10 protein-coding genes are annotated in these 15,974 nt (G+C 64.3%); 4 read left to right on the top strand and 6 right to left on the bottom strand.

All coding sequences use genetic code 11. The features are described 5' to 3' along the window. The first annotated feature begins 7 nt into the window (after positions 1-7). Both argG and J8I26_RS13760 read left to right on the top strand, forming a co-directional pair. Positions 8-1,342, top strand: a complete 1,335-nt coding sequence (gene argG, locus J8I26_RS13765) for an argininosuccinate synthase (protein ID WP_209607676.1) — start codon at positions 8-10, stop codon at positions 1,340-1,342. 40 nt (positions 1,343-1,382) lie between these two features. Beyond that, positions 1,383-1,697: a pyrimidine/purine nucleoside phosphorylase gene (locus J8I26_RS13760; protein ID WP_209607675.1), complete on the top strand. Its 315-nt coding sequence runs from the start codon at positions 1,383-1,385 to the stop codon at positions 1,695-1,697. 303 nt (positions 1,698-2,000) lie between these two features. On the opposite strand, the gene murB is transcribed toward J8I26_RS13760, so the two are convergent. After that, on the bottom strand, positions 2,001-3,035 hold the full coding sequence (murB, locus tag J8I26_RS13755; RefSeq protein WP_209607674.1) for a UDP-N-acetylmuramate dehydrogenase: 1,035 nt from the start codon (positions 3,033-3,035) through the stop codon (positions 2,001-2,003). Positions 3,036-3,189: 154 nt separating this feature from the next. On the opposite strand from murB, the gene J8I26_RS13750 reads away from it, so the two are divergent. Continuing rightward, positions 3,190-3,675, top strand: a complete 486-nt coding sequence (locus J8I26_RS13750) for a YajQ family cyclic di-GMP-binding protein (RefSeq protein WP_088750302.1) — start codon at positions 3,190-3,192, stop codon at positions 3,673-3,675. A 106-nt stretch (positions 3,676-3,781) separates the two neighbouring features. On the opposite strand, the gene J8I26_RS13745 is transcribed toward J8I26_RS13750, so the two are convergent. The 5 genes from J8I26_RS13745 to J8I26_RS13725 form a co-directional block, all read right to left on the bottom strand. Continuing rightward, positions 3,782-4,261 carry a VOC family protein gene (locus J8I26_RS13745; protein WP_209607673.1) on the bottom strand — a complete coding sequence of 160 codons (480 nt, stop codon included), beginning with the start codon at positions 4,259-4,261 and terminating at the stop codon, positions 3,782-3,784. Between the two features lie 346 nt (positions 4,262-4,607). Further along, a complete protein-coding gene (gene aroG, locus J8I26_RS13740) occupies positions 4,608-5,678 on the bottom strand; it encodes a 3-deoxy-7-phosphoheptulonate synthase AroG (RefSeq protein WP_209607672.1) in 1,071 nt (356 codons plus the stop codon). A gap of 531 nt (positions 5,679-6,209) precedes the next feature. Beyond that, positions 6,210-7,670: a metalloprotease TldD gene (tldD, locus tag J8I26_RS13735; RefSeq protein ID WP_209607671.1), complete on the bottom strand. Its 1,461-nt coding sequence runs from the start codon at positions 7,668-7,670 to the stop codon at positions 6,210-6,212. 23 nt (positions 7,671-7,693) lie between these two features. Further along, the gene (locus J8I26_RS13730; RefSeq protein ID WP_209607670.1) at positions 7,694-8,500 is read right to left on the bottom strand and encodes a carbon-nitrogen hydrolase family protein; all 807 of its coding nucleotides are present in this window, start codon (positions 8,498-8,500) and stop codon (positions 7,694-7,696) included. Between the two features lie 95 nt (positions 8,501-8,595). Then, entirely contained in the window at positions 8,596-12,822 is a 4,227-nt protein-coding gene (locus J8I26_RS13725; RefSeq protein WP_348635321.1) for a YhdP family protein, read from the bottom strand. 370 nt (positions 12,823-13,192) lie between these two features. On the opposite strand from J8I26_RS13725, the gene glnE reads away from it, so the two are divergent. After that, on the top strand, positions 13,193-15,904 hold the full coding sequence (glnE, locus tag J8I26_RS13720) for a bifunctional [glutamate--ammonia ligase]-adenylyl-L-tyrosine phosphorylase/[glutamate--ammonia-ligase] adenylyltransferase (protein WP_209607668.1): 2,712 nt from the start codon (positions 13,193-13,195) through the stop codon (positions 15,902-15,904). The last annotated feature ends 70 nt before the right edge of the window (positions 15,905-15,974 follow it).

The raw sequence follows: 15,974 nt of genomic DNA, 5'->3' as shown, positions 1-15,974 counted from the left end.
CAAGATCATGTCCAACATCCTGCAATCCGTTCCGGTCCAACAAAAAGTCGGCATCGCCTTCTCGGGCGGCTTAGACACCAGCGCCGCGCTGACCTGGATGCGCCAGAAAGGCGCCATCCCCTACGCCTACACCGCCAACCTGGGACAGCCTGACGAGCCGGATTACGACGCCATCCCGAAGAAGGCGATGCAGTACGGCGCCGAACTGGCGCGCCTGATCGACTGCCGCGAACAGCTGGCCAACGAAGGCATCGCCGCGCTGCAAAGCGGCGCCTTCCACATCTCCACCGCCGGCGTGACCTACTTCAACACCACCCCGCTGGGCCGCGCCGTGACCGGCACCATGCTGGTGGCCGCCATGCGTGAAGACAACGTCGACATCTGGGGCGACGGCAGCACCTTCAAGGGCAACGACATCGAGCGCTTCTACCGCTACGGCCTCTTGGTGAACCCCAACCTGAAGATCTACAAGCCCTGGCTGGACAACACCTTCATCAACGAACTGGGCGGCCGCAAGGAAATGTCCGAGTTCATGATCAAGTCCGGCTTCGACTACAAGATGTCGGTGGAAAAGGCCTACTCGACCGACTCCAACATGCTGGGCGCGACCCACGAAGCGAAGGACCTGGAGTTCCTCAACAGCGGCATCAAGATCGTGCAGCCCATCATGGGCGTGGCGTTCTGGCGCGACGACGTCGAAGTCAAGGCCGAGACCGTTACCGTGCGCTTTGAAGAAGGCCGCCCGGTCGCGCTCAACGGCAAGACCTTCGCCAACATGACCGACCTGATCATGGAAGCCAACAAGATCGGCGGCCGTCACGGCCTGGGCATGAGCGACCAGATCGAGAACCGCATCATCGAAGCCAAGAGCCGCGGCATCTACGAAGCCCCTGGCCTGGCGCTGCTGTTCATCGCCTACGAGCGCCTGATCACCGGCATCCACAACGAAGACACCATCGAGCAATACCGCGACAACGGCCGCAAGCTGGGCCGCCTGCTGTACCAGGGCCGCTGGTTCGACTCGCAGGCCATCATGCTGCGCGAAACCGCCCAGCGCTGGGTGGCGCGCGCCATCACCGGCGAAGTGACCGTCGAGCTGCGTCGCGGCAATGACTACTCGATCCTGAACACCGAGTCGCCGAACCTGACCTACCAGCCGGAACGCCTGACCATGGAAAAGGGCGAAGGCGCCTTCACCCCGACCGACCGCATCGGCCAACTGACCATGCGCAACCTGGACATCACCGACACCCGTCAGAAGCTGGCGATCTACCAGAGCACCGGCCTGCTGGACAACAGCACCGCAGTGTCGCTGCCGCTGCTGGACAAGGATTCGAAGTAATCGCGCAATCGCCCTCAATCGACTATCTGAAAGCACCTGGATGAGCATTCAATTCGACAACGTCACCGTCCTGAAAAAGGGCAACGTCTACTTCGACGGCAAGTGCGTCTCGCACACCGTGCTGTTCGCCGACGGCACCAAGAAGACCCTGGGCGTGATCCTGCCCTCCTCTCTGAACTTCGGCACCGCCTCCCCTGAGATCATGGAAATCGTCAGCGGCAGCTGCCGTATCCGCCTCAAGGGCGAAGAAGCCTGGAACACCTACGGCGCCGGCACCCAGTTCAGCGTCCCGGGCAACTCGTCGTTCGACATCGAAGTGACCGAGACCGTGGACTACGTCTGCCACTACGGCTGATCGTCCTGCTCCTGTGGAAAAGAAAAACGCCGGTTTCGACCGGCGTTTTTTATTGGGTGAAAAACAGTCGGGCGTGGCCGGGAACAGACATCATCCCCGGCGCAGGACGAATCCGCTTCCGGTGGCGGGAGCTGAAAGACACTGGGTTCCTGCTTTCGCAGGAACGACACTTGGGGGGCTAGACAAGACTTCCATCGATTCGAGTTCCGCTGCTACTTGTCGTTCCTGCGAAAGAAGGAATTCAGTGGCGTTTGCCGCGCCTCGACGCCAGTTGAACGACGCTAGCTAGCGTCCGCAGGAAAATCAGATGAACACCGGCTCCGGCTCCAGCGCCACGCCGAACTTGAGCATTACGTCATCCTGGATCGCCTTGGCCAGTTGGGCAATGTCCGCCCCGCTGGCGCCGCCATGGTTGACCAACACCAGCGCCTGCTTGTCGTAGACGCCGGCCGCGCCCATGGTCTTGCCCTTCCAGCCGCAACGGTCAATCAGCCAGCCGGCGGCCAGCTTGTAGCTGCCGTCATCCTGGCGATAGCTGACCAGCCCCAGATGCTGCGACAGCAAGGCGTCACGCTGCTGCGCACTGACGATGGGATTCTTGAAGAAACTGCCGGCGTTGCCGATCTTTGCCGGATCGGGCAACTTGCGGCTGCGGATGGCGATGACGGCGTCGGCGATGTCGCGCGGAGTGGGTTGCACGCCGTCGCCAAAGCCCTTCTCCTGCAGGGCCTGCGCCACGTCGGCGTAGTTGGCGTTGGCCTGCCACTGCCTGGGCAGGGCGAAGGTGACGTCCAGCACCACCGCGCGATCGCGCAGCTCATGCTTGAACACGCTGTCGCGATAACCGAAGCGGCAAGCCGCGCGATCCAGCGTGAGCACCTCGCCGGACGCAAAATCGAAAGCGCGCAGGCAATGGAAGCGATCCTTGACCTCGATGCCATAGGCGCCGATGTTCTGGATCGGCGCAGCGCCCACGCTGCCGGGTATCAACGACAGATTTTCCAGGCCGCCCAGTCCGTGCGCCAGCGTCCACTGGACGAAGGCATGCCAGTTTTCGCCGGCAGCGGCGCGCACGTAGGTGAAGTCTTCATCGTTGCCGATCACTTCGATTCCGGCGCCGCGCATGTGCAGCACCAGCCCGGCGAAGTCCTGCGTCAACAGCAGGTTGCTGCCGCCACCCAACACCAGGCGCGGCAAGGCGGCCAGTGCGGCATCGTCGCGTACGGCGCGCAGCGTGTCGGCGCCGTCCACCGGCAGGTAGGCCCGGGCGCGCGCCTCGATGCCGAAGGTATTGAGCGCGCGCAGGGAAAAGTCGTGTTGTAGGGCTAGCGAAGACATAGGGCATGGATTATATCGCCCCCTCGCCCCGCCCTGCCGCCGCTGCCCGAAATCGTCTGTCAGCGGGCCTGCGATAGCCGCGACGCGGGGAGTCCGCTAAAATCACGGTCGTAATGCCGGATCCCTCCGGCTGCAAGAATAAAAGGATAAAGCCATGCCCTCTTTTGATACCGTCTGCGAAGCCAACCTGGTCGAAGTGAAGAATGCCGTCGAGCAGGCCAACAAGGAAATCTCGACCCGCTTCGACTTCAAGGGCACCGATGCCCGCGTCGAGCAAAAGGAACGCGAACTGACCGCTTTTGCCGACTCCGATTTCCAGCTCAGCCAGGTTCGCGACGTGCTGACCAACAAGATGACCAAGCGCAACGTCGACGTGCGCTTCCTCGACGAAGGCAAGATCGAGAAGATCGGCGGCGACAAGGTCAAGCAGGTGATCAAGGTCAAGAACGGCATCGAGAGCGACGACGCCAAGAAAATCGTGCGCATCATCAAGGACAGCAAGATGAAGGTGCAGGCCAGCATCCAGGGCGACGCGGTGCGCATCACCGGCGCCAAGCGCGATGACCTGCAGGCGGCGATGGCCCTGCTGCGCAAGGACGTGAAGGACATCCCGCTGGAGTTCAACAACTTCCGCGATTGATCTTGGGCCTTCCCGGGAAAACAAAACGCCGGCGCGATGCCGGCGTTTTTTATGGTGACGCGCCTGCGTGCTTAGTTGCCCGCTTATTGGCTCGCTATTGGCCCGCTCATTGGCCCGCCTCGCCACAGTTGGCGTCCTGAGCACCCTTGGCAATCTGTTCCGGCGTCAGGTCGCGCACGTGCGTCGCAATCGACCACTTGTGCCCGAAGGGATCGACCACCTGCCCGTAACGGTCGCCCCAGAACATGTCGGCCACCGGCATGGTCGGTTCGGCGCCGGCTGCCACCGCCTGGGCGAACACCGCGTCGGCATCCTTCACATACAAGTGGATGGTCACCGGCGAGCCGCCCAGCGCCTTCGGCCCCAGGCACTTCCATTCCGGCATTTCGTCGACCAGCATCAGGCTGGAGTCGCCGATGGTGAGGTGGGCATGCATCAGCCTGCCGTCGGGGCCGGCCAGGCGTCCGCCCTCGTTGGCGCCGAATGCTTTCTTGTAGAACTCGATAGCCTCGGCCGCGCCGGCGCAGACCAGGTGCGGCGTGATGGAATGCATGCCGGGAGGGATCGGATTGACGGGGGTGGTCATGGCATCTCCTTGTAGTGGTGGATACGGCCGGGCTATTGTGCGCGCCTGCGAAGGTAAATCCAAGCTCTGCCTTTGCCTCTGCGGCATACCTTCCAAGTTCTGCGGGGCATGACAGACGACGCTGGGTCCCGGCCTTCGCCGGGACGACAGGCAAGTGATCATCTCCGGCAACCGCCGGCTCGAGCCACCTGCTCCCTGTCGTTCCTGCGAAAGCAGGAACCCGGCGTCTTTCCTTGGGTCAGCCTCATCCCCATCAAATGATGTCAGTCCCTACTTTCGCGGAAAACAATACGCATAAAAAAACGCCGCGATTGAAGTCGCGGCGTTTTTTCCGAAGCGGCAGCAATCAGGCGGCGTCGCGCTCGCCGACCAGGCGGCGTTGCTTGACCGAGTCAGCCAGGCCTTGCAGCACCTGCACGCTCTCTTCCCAGTTGATGCAGCCGTCGGTGACGGACTGGCCGTAAGTCAGCTCCTTGCCCGGCACCAGGTCCTGGCGACCGGCCACCAGATGCGACTCCACCATCACGCCGACGATGCGGGTGTCGCCCGCGGCGATCTGGCCGCCGATGTCGGCGCACACCGGGATCTGGTTTTCCGGCTTCTTGGAGCTGTTGGCGTGCGAAGCGTCGATCATCAGGCGCGCCGCCAGGCCGCTCTTGGCGATGTCCTGGCAAGCCGCTTCCACGCTGACGGCGTCGTAGTTGGGGGCCTTGCCGCCGCGCAGGATGATGTGGCAATCCTCATTGCCGGCGGTGGAGACGATGGCCGAGTGGCCGCCCTTGGTCACCGACAGGAAATGGTGCGGCTGCGAAGCGGCCTTGATGGCGTCGACCGCGATCTTGACGTTGCCGTCGGTGCCGTTCTTGAAGCCGACCGGGCACGACAGGCCGGAGGCCAGCTCGCGGTGCACCTGGGATTCGGTGGTGCGCGCGCCGATGGCGCCCCAGCTGATCAGGTCGGCGATGTATTGCGGGCTGATCACGTCCAGGAACTCGGTGCCGGCAGGCAGGCCCAGATCGTTGATGTTGAGCAGCAGTTCACGCGCGGCGCGCAGGCCGTCGTTGATGCGGAAGCTGTTGTCCATGTACGGGTCGTTGATCAGGCCCTTCCAGCCGACGGTGGTGCGCGGCTTTTCGAAGTAGACGCGCATCACGATTTCCAGCTCGTTCTTGTGCTTCTCGCGCTCGACCACCAGGCGGCGGGCGTATTCCATCGCGGCCTTGGTGTCGTGGATGGAGCACGGGCCGATGACGACCATCAGGCGATCATCCTGGCCGTGCAGGATGCGGTGCAGCGAGGTGCGCGCTTCTGCCGTGGTGCGCTCGACCTTTTCGGTGCAGGCGAACTCGCGGATCAAATGCGAAGGAGGGACCAGTTCTTTCATTTCTCGGATGCGAAGATCGTCAGTGCGCGGCATGTTTTTCTCCTGAATTGCTTTGGGCTGTATCAGCTTGAAATCTGACCAAAAAAAAACCGCCATCACTGGCGGTTTTTTAGGAAATTCGGTTTTGTCTTTTTACGAACGCTTACCGCTTTTCACCGCCGTGGGGCTGGAATAGCTAAAGTAAAAATAAAAGTAAGCGCGGAAGAAAGACATCTTTGGCTGCATGGATAAATTGAAGCAGCACTCATAGTGCTACAAATCCCGACCTTTGGCAAGCAAAGCCATCAAAACGAAAAATCAACAAATTAACGCACAAAACACCCAAACTTAAGGTATTTTTTGAATATTAAAACGCATACCGCATCAAAAAACGGCGTCAAAAACAATAAAAAATCACACCCCACGCAAGCATTTCGACACGTAACCACACCATGAAAGTGTCGCGGCAATGCAAAAAATCATGAAAATTCGCGTCTTCACCCGTAACAATTGCTGTTGAACTACCGAAAAAACAAAAGCCGCCGGATTTCTCCGACGGCTTTTCAAGCCAGCGAGAAAACCGGATCAGGCCGTGCCGCCGACCGTCACGCCATCCAGGCGCAAGGTCGGTTGGCCGACGCCCACCGGCACGCTCTGGCCTTCCTTGCCGCACACGCCCACGCCCGAATCCAGGCGCATGTCGTTGCCGATCATGGATACACGGTTGAGCACGTCCGGGCCGTTGCCGATCAGCGTGGCGCCCTTGACCGGGTAGGTGATCTTGCCGTCCTCGATCATGTAGGCCTCGCTGGCCGAGAACACGAACTTGCCGTTGGTGATGTCGACCTGGCCGCCGCCGAAATTGACCGCGTACAGTCCGTTCTTCACCGACGCCAGGATCTCGCCCGGGTCCTTGTCGCCGCCCAGCATGTAAGTGTTGGTCATGCGCGGCATCGGCAGGTGCGCGAAGGATTCGCGGCGCGCATTGCCGGTAATGTTCATCTTCATCAGGCGCGCGTTCATGGTGTCCTGCATGTAGCCCTTCAGGATACCGTCCTCGATCAGCGTGGTGCACTGGGTCGGATTGCCCTCGTCGTCGATGTTGAGCGAACCGCGGCGGTCGGCGATGGTGCCGTCGTCCACCACGGTGACGCCCTTGGCGGCAACGCGCTCGCCGATGCGGCCGGAGAAGGTCGATGAGCCCTTGCGATTGAAGTCGCCCTCCAGGCCGTGGCCGATCGCCTCGTGCAGCAGGATGCCAGGCCAGCCGGGGCCGAGCACCACGGTCATCGGGCCGGCCGGGGCCGGGCGCGACTCCAGGTTGACCAGCGCGGTGGCAACCGCTTCGGAAGCGTATTTTTCCAGCAGCACATCGGAGAAGTAGGCGTAGCCGTAACGACCGCCGCCGCCGCTGCTGCCCATCTCGCGACGACCGTTCTGCTCGGCGATCACCGTCACCGACACCCGCACCAGCGGGCGGATATCGGCCGCCAGCACGCCATCGGCGCGGGCCACCAGCACCACATCGTATTCGCCGGCCAGGCTGGCCATGACTTGCTTGACGCGCGGATCCTTGGCGCGCGCGATGCGCTCGACGCGCTCCAGCAGCTGCACCTTGGCGGTGGCGTCCAGCGAGTTCAGCGGATCGTGCGGCAGGTACAGCGCGCGGCTGCCGGCCGGGATCATGCTGCCGGCCACCTTGATCTTGCCGGCGCCCTGGCGCGCAATGGTGCGCGTGGCGGCGGCGGCGTCCATCAGGGCGCCTTCGGAGATCTCGTCGGAGTAGGAAAACGCGGTCTTGTCGCCCGACACCGCGCGTACGCCGACGCCCTGGTCGATCGAGAAGCTGCCGGTCTTGACGATGCCTTCTTCCAGGCTCCAGCCCTCGCTCTTGGTGAACTGGAAGTACAGGTCGGCGTAGTCGACCTTGTGCGTGAACATGCTGCCCAGCGCTTTGAGCAGCTTGGACTCGTCCAGGCCGAAGGGAGTCAGAAGCACGTCGCGCGCGACTTGCAGCGCGCCCATATTCGGTTCAAATAATTTCATAGGATCTTGTCGGAAGGCAAAAATCAAAGCTTGCGATGGCGCAAGGCCGGCAAGCTTTCACGAACGTATTGTAGACGATGGGGGTCGATATCGCCGATCACAAGGCCCTCGCCCTCCGGCAACACCGAAACAATCTCGCCCCATGGGTCGACCAGCATGCTGTGTCCCCAGGTGCGGCGGCCGTTGACATGATGGCCGCCCTGGGCCGACGCCAGCACGTAGCACTGGTTCTCGATGGCGCGGGCGCGTAGCAGGGTTTCCCAGTGGGCGTTGCCGGTGGTCCAGGTGAAGGCGGCCGGCATCACGATCAGCGCGCAGTCGCCCATGGCGCGGTAGAGCTCGGGGAAGCGCAGGTCGTAGCAGACCGACAAGCCGACCCGGCCGAATGGCGCCTCGAAGGTCTTGACCTCGGTGCCGTATTCGATGGTGCGGGCTTCGTCGTAGCTCTCCTCGCCCTTGACGAAGTTGAAGAGGTGGATCTTGTCGTAGCGGGCGACACGACGCCCTTCGGGGTCGTACACCAGCGAGGTGTTGAGCACCTTGTTCTCGCTGGCCGCGGCCATCGGCAAGGTGCCGCCGATGAGCCACAGCTTGTGCTCGCGCGCCAGCTGCGCCATGAATTCCTGGATGCGGCCGGCCTGGTCGGTTTCGGCATGGCCGAGCTTGTCGCGCTCATGCATGCCCATGATGGGCCAGTATTCGGGTAGCAGCACCAGCTGAGCGCCCTGCTGCGCGGCTTGCGCCGCCAGTCGGGCGGCGCCGGCGAAGTTCTGTTCGACCTCGGGCGTCGATACCATCTGGATCGCCGCGACCTTGAATGCCTGCGTCATGTTGAGCCTCGTGAAAGAGATTGCGGATAGTCCACCGCGCATGTCCCAAGTATCGCGCAGAACCGCATGCGGTGTGCGGTTCTCCGGCCGGCGGCTCAGGGACTGCTGTAGATCACCGGCCCGATGTCCCGGCGCGCCGGCGTCGCGACCGGCGCTGCAGGAACGGCAGGAGCAGCCGGCGTCGGCAAACCCGGCAACAGCTTGTCCTGCTGCAGCACTTCGCGCGCGCGCTCGGTGCTGACCGCCGACACCTGGCTTTGCTTGACCACGATCGGGTCGCTCCACGGCCCGGTGACCTTGTACTCGAAGGTCAGCGACTTCATCACCGGATTGCGCAAGAACAGCTGCGCCAGCAAGGTGCCCACGCCGACCACCGGGTTGACCGCCATCGCCACCACCGACGCCGTGCCCAGGTTGATCTCGGGGATCACCACCACGTGCAGGTCCTGGGTCTCCTTGGTGATGTCGGCCGAACCGTTCATCAGCACCGAGGCGGTGACACCGGTCATCTTCAGGTTGTCGGTGGTCGCCACGCCGCGGTTGATGGACGCGGTGCCGACCACGTTATCGAACGCGAAGCCCTCCGAGAACACGTCGCGGAAATCCAGCGTCAGGCGGCGCGGCAAGGCTTGCAGGTTGAGCACCCCCAGCAGCTTGGCCGCGCCCGGATCGACCTTCAGGAACTGGCCCGAATGCACGTCCACATGCACCTGGCCCGACAGGCTGGCCATGTCCATCGCATAGGGCAGCCCCTTCCAGCTCAGGTCGCCGTCCAGCTTGCCGCGGCCGCCGCGGATGGTGCCGGCATAGCCAAAGCGCTCCAGCAGCTTGCCGGCGTCATTGATGTCCAGCGCGTAGGTGATGTTGGAGGTGTTGCTGCTGCCGAAGGACATCCAGTTGCCGGCGGCGCGCAGCTGGGCGTCCTCGTTGGCCAGCACCAGGCGATTGATGCGCCATTCGCGACCGACCGCGGTGACCATGTTGTTGGCATCGAGCTCCAGCCGTCCCAGCTTCTTGCCAGCCAGTTCGAAGTTCTCGGCGCGGATATCCAGCGCCGGCATCTGCGTCTCGCTGCCGGAAGACGCGGCCTGTGCCGCATCGGCATTGTCGGCATTGGCGCTACCCTTGGGCACCACCAGCGAAGACAGGCGTGCGGTCACCTTGCCCGGGCCGCGGCTGCCGCCCGGTTCATCCCAGGTGATGGTGCCAGCAGCCTGCTGCGAATCGAGGGTCATCTGCCAGCTGTTCTTGCGATGGGTCGCGTCCAGCGTCAGCATCTTGAGCTTCTTGCCGTTCAGGGTCAGCTCGCCCACCCGCGCCGATACCGCATCCGGCTCCAGGTACTGGGTGATTTCGCTGCTGCCCAGCTTGCTCTGCGGTGCGCCGCCGGCGGCGTTCTTGCCGACGATCTCGCTCTTGAAGGCGGTCCAGGCGTCGAGGTCGAAGCTGTCGGCCGAGAGCGCCAGCTTCAGGCCCGATGCCGGCGTCGGTACTGGTTGGTTAAAGGCGATGCCGCCGTTGACCACATGCCAGTCCTCGGCCTTGCCGGCGACCTTCTCACGCAAATAGCGGGAAGCGATGCCGGAACCCAGCGTCACCTTGATTTCCTCGCGTTCGATCAGCGGGTCGGAAGACGGCGCCGGCGTCAGCTCGAAACGCATCGGCAGACTGTCCTGGGGCGCCTTCTTCAACGGCGCGGGCAACTCGGAGCCCAATCCGGCCAGGCTGGATTCGACGATCACCTCCGGCTGATGCTGACGCACCAGCACCGAAGCGCTGTAGCGTGCGCCGCCCGACAACCGCGCCAGCAGGCGCTGCAGCGAGGGCTCGGTGTATTGCTTGCGCAGGGCCTCGATATTGATCGCGCCGTTCAGGCGCACCTGGCTGCTGCCGTCGGCCTGGGTGCCGCCGGTGATGGCCACCGCGTCGCCCAGGAAGGTGCCGCGCACGCCGTTGAGCGTGAAGCCGCGTTCGTTGAACTCCACCTTGCCGTTGGTGCGATAGAGCACCGGCAAGGTCGGCATCAGGTCGACGTCGTTGTTGGCGAAATGGAAGGCGCCCTGGGCGCGGGTGTCGATCGCATGGTGCAGCGGCATCTGGAACTTCAGGTCCAACCGGGCCTCGCCGGTGGCGCTGGACTGCGCCATGACGTCGCCGGTCCAGCGCGCCACCGGGCTCTGGTTCACGTATTGCAGGAACGCCGGCATCGGCCCGGTCGCCACGCCGTCGATCTCCAGCTCGGCCTCATGCGACTCAAGGTCGGCGATGCGCGCCGTCACCGGTCCCAGTTTGGCGCCCAGCGTGCGGGCGGTGTCGGCCTTCACTTCCAGCCTGGCGCGGTCGATGCTGAAATGCCCGCGGCCCTGCTCCAGCAGCGGCCACTCCGGCTCGGTGCCCTCCTTGTTCAGATGGCCCGGCGTGTAGTTAAGCTTAAGGCCGTCGAAGTCGCCGCTGATCAGGAACTGGCCCTTGGGCTTGTCGCCCGGGTTGACGGTGTGGAATGGGAAATCGGCCAGCGCGCCCTTCATGATGAGGTGCACATCATGCGCCGTGCCGTCGGCCAGGCCCTCGGTAAGCCAGCGGCGCAGCGGCTCGCTCAGGTGCTGCGGCAGGTAGCGGCGAATCGCCTTGAAGTCGAAGGTGGACAGCTCGCCGCTCACGTCGACCGTGCCCGAGGACTTGCCTTGCAGCGGCAGCAGATGCTTGCCGCGCAGGCGGCCGGCCACGCCCGGCTGCGCGAACTGCATGTCGTCCAGCTCGAACAGCAAAGTCTGGTCCTTCTGGTATTGCCAGCGCGCCTGCAACTTGAGGCTGTCGAACGGCAGGCTGGGTTCGGTGAACAGGTGCGCCGGCAGTTGCACCGCCATCTGCCGCGAATCCAGCTTGACGCTGCCGCCCTTCTCGTCGGCATCGATCTCGCCGGAGACGTTCTCGAAGCCGGGCGTGCCCGCCCATTGCACCGGCGCGGCCTGCTGCAGCGTAGCCTTGCGTTGCTCGACATGACGCGCGATCGCCTTCATGCCCAGGCCGGTGAAGCGCCCCTGCACGCGATACGAGGTCAGTTCCGGATAGGTGCCCTGCCATTGCACGGTGAAGTCATGCAGCTCGCCGCGCGGCGCGAGGTCGTCCAGCAGCTTGCGCTGGGACGGCGCCAACGGCAGGCGCGCGGCCAGTTGCGACAGGGTCTCCAGGTTCAGGTGCGTGGCCTTGACGCTGGTGCGCTCGGCCTTCAGCGGCGTGGCCGGCTCATAGCTTTCGGACACCGAGGTCGGCGGCAGGAGGAAACCATCCGGCATCTCGATGGAGAAATCGGTCAGCGTCACCTTATGGCCGTTGGCGCCGAAGGTCGGCACGCCGTCCTCGGGCGTCGCGCCCAGGCTCTCGCTGGCGGAAATGCGGCCGTTGACGCGCTTCAGATTGAGCGGCTCCAGCTTCTTAGACAGCTGCGCGCTGAAATTGGACAAGGCCAAATCGGCGGTGAAGTTGGCCACCTTGGCATGATCCAGCGCCAGCCAGGCGCGCACCGAGCCGCTGCCGCTGGCGATGTCGACCGGGTAATCGAACCAGGCGCGCCAGACCGACAGGTCGGTGCGGCGCAGGTCGGCATACAGCGTGCCTTTCCAGCGGGTGACGTCGGAGATGCGGTTGGCGAAGGCCGGGTGGCTGAAATCGGCGCGCACGTCCAGCGGCGCGGCGTAGTCGGCCGGCGGCACCGCTCGCATCGACAGGCGATGGCGCAGCCAGCTGTTGTGCAGGATCAGGTTGACGTCGTCCAGCTGCAGCTCGGGCGCGCGTCGCAGCTCGTCGTCCCAGCGCAGCTTGCTGGAGCGGATCACGATCTCGCGCTGCGCCAGCAGCCAGTCCATGGTGCTGCCGTCGCCCGTGGTGGGCACCGGGATGCCGGCCACGAACAGCTTGCCGGCGGCATCGCGCCGGATCGCCAGGTCGGCGCGCTCGATGGTCAGGTTCTCCAGGCGCAGGCCGGCCACCAGCACACTGCTCCAGGACAGGGTGGTGGACACCCGCGGCAGGGTCAGCGCCGGCGCGCCGGCTTCGTCGTGGATGGTGATATTGGCCAGCGCCAGTTGCGGGCGCAGGCCGCTCCAAGAGGCATCGATGGCGTCGATGGTCACGGCGCGGCCGACCGCCTTGGAGGCGGCGCGTTCGATCTGCGGCTTGTAGTGGCCGATCTCCGGCAGCACTGCGTAGCGCAGCACCAGGAACAGCGCGCCGAACACGAAATAGGCCGCCAGCAGCGACTTGAAGATGAAACCGAGCACGTGATGGCTGGCCCGGTTCAGTCGAAAATAGGTGCCCCGCACGATCCGCCAGCACAGCGCCCAACGGCCAGGCCTAGCTGCGGCGTTATGTTGTTCTTGGGACATCAGGTGAAATAGCGGCTCAATATGGAATAATTCAAGCGAAGCAACATGATCGCATGGAAAGCAGGGGCTTTACCATCTACCCCGCGCCTCTATGGGCAGCAAAAGCCGCGATTAGTTTAAAAACAGGCGATAGAATCGCCCATCGGAGACCAATTCGTCAGCGCGACGTCAGGCTCGTCCTATTTTCGGCGGCCGGCGTGCTGCTCTGAAGCTGTTTTACGCACTGTTTTCCTTCTTTTACACCTGTTCCGGATCACTTCGGCCCTCTATCCTTTACGCCGCTCCTTTACGCCGCTCCTTGACGCCCATGCCAGATCCGCTCCGCTCCCTCGTCGACGCCCGGTCGTCGCGCTACTTCACCCGCTGGATCCAGGCCGACGCCGCCCGCCCCGCCCTGGTCGAGGCCGCCGCCGCGCAGCCCATGGACCGCGCCTTCCTGCAGCAGCGCCTGCAGGCCGACCTGGATGCCGGCCTGGCGCTCAATGCCGCCATGCGCCGCCTGCGCAACCTGGTGGTCTGCACCCTGATCGAGCGCGACCTGGCCGCACGCGCCGACCTGGCCGAAGTCGTGGGCACCATGACCGAATTCGCCGATTTCGCCGTGCAAACCCATCTGGCTGCGCTGATGACGGAACAGACCGCGCTGTACGGCATGCCGATCGGCGAAGAATCCGGGCGCGAACAGGAGATGATCGTGCTGGGCATGGGCAAGCTGGGCGGCGGCGAGCTCAACGTCTCCTCCGACATCGACCTGATCTTCGTCTACCCCGAGGACGGCGACACCCGCGCCGGAGACGGCCAGAAGCAGCTGTCCAACCATGAATTCTTCGTGCGGCTGGGCAAGAAGCTGATCGGCGCGCTGGCCGAGATCACCGAGGACGGCTTCACCTTCCGCGTCGACATGGCGCTGCGCCCCAACGGCAACTCAGGCCCGCTGGTGGCCAGCTTCAACATGGTCGAGGAATACCTGGTGCGCCAGGGCCGCGAGTGGGAGCGCTACGCCTGGACCAAGGCGCGCGCGCTGACCGGCACGGCCGAAGACATCGCCGCGCTGGAATCCATCAGCCGGCCCTTCATCTTCCGCCGCTACCTGGACTACGGCTCGATCGATGCGCTGCGTTCGATGCACGCGCAGATCCGCGCCGAGGTCAAACGCCAGGAGGCGCTGCACCCCGACCGCAGCAACAACGTCAAGCTGGGACGCGGCGGCATCCGCGAGATCGAGTTCGCCAGCCAGGTGTTCCAGCTGATCCGGGGCGGGCGCGATCCCGAACTGCGCGACCGCTCCACCCGCGTCACGCTGCGCACGCTGGCCGCCAAGAACCTGCTGGCGCCGGAGGTGGTCGAGAACCTGCTGGCCGCCTACACCTTCCTGCGCGACCTGGAGCACCGCCTGCAATACCTGGAGGACGCCCAGACCCACACCCTGCCGGTCAGCCCGGAGGATCTGCTGCTGGTGGCGCAGATGATGGGCTACGCCGACAGCGCCGAACTGCTGCGCGCGCTGGACGCGCACCGCAAGATCGTAGCCGCGCAGTTCGACGCCATTTTCAACGACAAGCAATCAGGCGAGAGCGAGGCCGAGACCCCCGGCGTGTCCGACAGCGACGGGCTGGAAGGCCTGACCGACGCGCTGCAGCTGGTCGGCTTCCCCGAGGCCGACATCGCCGAAGGCGCCAAGCGCCTGCACCTGACCTGGCAGTCGCCGCGCATGCAAAGCCTGCCGGAAGCCAGCCGCAACCGCCTGAACACGGTCATCAACGCCGCCCTGCCGCTGATCGCCGCACTCAATTACGACCAGCTGCCGACGCTGGGCCGGCTGCTGGATTTCCTCGAAGCGATCGCACGCCGCGCCGCCTACCTGGCGCTGCTGACCGAATACCCGCACGCGATGAAGCGCTTGATCCGCATGATCGGCGCCAGCGGCTGGGCCGCCACCTACCTGACGCAACACCCCATCCTGCTGGACGAGCTGCTGGACGACCGCAACCTCAAGGCCGCCTCCGACTGGAAAACCTTCGGCGAGAACTGCCAGCGCCAGCTCGACACCGCGCCCGGCGACACCGAGCGCCAGATGGACATCCTGCGCGAGGCGCACCACGCCGAGCTGTTCCGCCTGCTGGCGCAGGATCTGGAAGGCGATCTGTCGGTCGAAAAGCTGGCCGACGAACTCTCGGCGCTGGCCGACACCCTGGTCGATCTCACCATCAAGGCAGTGTGGCAGACCATCACCCAGCGTCACCGCGAGGTGCCGCAATTCGCGGTGATCGCCTATGGCAAGCTGGGCGGCAAGGAGCTGGGCTATGTATCCGACCTCGACGTAGTGTTCCTGTATGACGACGACGACCAGGAGGCCCCCGCTCATTACGCCAAGCTGGCGCAACGCTTCATCACCTGGATGACCAGCCACACGCCGGCCGGCACCCTGTTTGACATCGACATCGCGCTGCGTCCGGACGGCGCCAGCGGCCTGCTGGTCTCGCCGGTGAGCGCGTTTGAAAAGTATCAGTTGAACGCCGCCTGGATCTGGGAGCATCAGGCCTTGACGCGCGCCCGCTTCTGCGCCGGCGACACCGCCATCGGCGAGCGCTTCGAGGCCCTGCGTGAACGCGTGCTGCGCCAGCCGCGCGACTACGGCAAGCTGGAGGAAGAAGTGCTGTCGATGCGACGCCGCATGCGCGACGCCCATCCCAACCGCACCACCCTGTTCGACCTCAAGCACGACGAAGGCGGCATGATCGACATTGAGTTCATGGTGCAATACTTGGTGCTGCGCCATGCGCCCGAGCATCCGCAGCTGACCGGCGACATCGGCAACATCGCCCTGCTGCGCCTGGCCGGCAAGCTGGGCCTGATCGACGCGCCGCTGGCCGAGGAAGCGGCCGGCGCCTATCGCCTGTTCCGCAAGCTGCAGCACCAGATCCGCCTGCAGGGTGCAGAACGCGCCCACATCGACGCGGTGCGCGTGGAGCATGAGCGCGCCTGCGTGATCCGTCTGTGGGAGCTGGTGTTCGGCTGACCTGCCGCTGCATCAACAAAAAAACGGGATGCCCCCTTCGGTGCATCCCGTTTTTTGTTTGCCGATTGTC

Source organism: Herbaspirillum sp. LeCh32-8, from assembly GCF_017814915.1.
Lineage (GTDB): Bacteria > Pseudomonadota > Gammaproteobacteria > Burkholderiales > Burkholderiaceae_D > Herbaspirillum.
Note: the sequence above shows the minus strand (reverse complement) of the source record. Positions and strands in the feature narration are given on the sequence as shown.

Bases quoted from the DNA above. Each gene is read 5' to 3' on its own strand.
- argG (WP_209607676.1), top strand. From the start codon at position 8: ATGTCCAACATCCTGCAATCCGTTCCGGTCCAACAAAAAGTCGGCATC.
- glnE (WP_209607668.1), top strand. From the start codon at position 13,193: ATGCCAGATCCGCTCCGCTCCCTCGTCGACGCCCGGTCGTCGCGCTAC.
- J8I26_RS13745 (WP_209607673.1), bottom strand. From the start codon at position 4,261: ATGACCACCCCCGTCAATCCGATCCCTCCCGGCATGCATTCCATCACG.
- J8I26_RS13730 (WP_209607670.1), bottom strand. From the start codon at position 8,500: ATGACGCAGGCATTCAAGGTCGCGGCGATCCAGATGGTATCGACGCCC.
- aroG (WP_209607672.1), bottom strand. From the start codon at position 5,678: ATGCCGCGCACTGACGATCTTCGCATCCGAGAAATGAAAGAACTGGTC.
- murB (WP_209607674.1), bottom strand. From the start codon at position 3,035: ATGTCTTCGCTAGCCCTACAACACGACTTTTCCCTGCGCGCGCTCAAT.
- J8I26_RS13760 (WP_209607675.1), top strand. From the start codon at position 1,383: ATGAGCATTCAATTCGACAACGTCACCGTCCTGAAAAAGGGCAACGTC.
- J8I26_RS13750 (WP_088750302.1), top strand. From the start codon at position 3,190: ATGCCCTCTTTTGATACCGTCTGCGAAGCCAACCTGGTCGAAGTGAAG.
- tldD (WP_209607671.1), bottom strand. From the start codon at position 7,670: ATGAAATTATTTGAACCGAATATGGGCGCGCTGCAAGTCGCGCGCGAC.